Origin of the sequence: Pseudomonas citronellolis (genome assembly GCF_029335315.1) — a bacterium.
Classification (GTDB): Bacteria; Pseudomonadota; Gammaproteobacteria; order Pseudomonadales; family Pseudomonadaceae; genus Pseudomonas; species Pseudomonas citronellolis_A.
Genome location: NZ_JARJLT010000135.1, coordinates 1 through 637, shown reverse-complemented (window position 1 = coordinate 637; position 637 = coordinate 1). Strand labels below are relative to the sequence as shown.

General features: G+C 78.3%; 1 protein-coding gene. It reads right to left on the bottom strand.

What is annotated here, in order from left to right:
• Positions 1–8: 8 nt before the first annotated feature.
• Positions 9–637 (bottom strand): vWA domain-containing protein (locus P3W75_RS11315; RefSeq protein ID WP_276227471.1); only part of this gene is annotated, 629 nt, incomplete at its 5' end.

Sequence of the window (637 nt, the reverse complement as noted above, 5' to 3'; positions counted from 1 at the left end):
GCGGGGGATCAGCGCAGCGGCAGTTCGTCGAGGGCGCGGTAGTCGGCGCCGAGCCGCGCGGCCAGTTGCCGGGCGCGGCCGAGGCGCAGCGGCCCGGCCTCGATGTCGACCAGCAGGGCGGGGCAGGGCAGCGGCGGCGCCGGGCAATCGTTCAGGCGGCCGTCGGTGAGCAGCAGCAGGCGCTGGCGCTCGGTGGGTTTCAGGCGCTGGCGCTCATGCAGCCAGCCGATGGCCTGGGCCAGCGCCTCGGGCAGCGGGGTGCCGCCGCCGGCGCCGAGGTCGCGCAGCCAGTCGTGCAAGGGCGCGGAAACCTTGCGCCCCTGCCACAGCCACTGCGGCTGGCTGCCCGCGGCGTGCAGCACGGCCAGGCGTGCGCGCTGCCGGTAGGCCTGCTCGAAGACGTTCGCCAGCAGGCCCTTGGCCTGGCCGAGGGCGCCGTGGCGGCGGGTGCTGGCGGAGGCGTCGACGATCACCAGCCAGAGCTCCTGCGGCCGCGCGCTGCGGGCGCGCAGTTGCAGGTCGGCGCGGCGTTTCGGGCGGCCGCGCAGCAGGGTCGCCGGCCAGTCGATGCGCAGCCGCGCGCCGTCGCGACGGGCGCCGCTGCGGCCGCCGGCGAGCTGGCCGGGTCGGGGGGAGG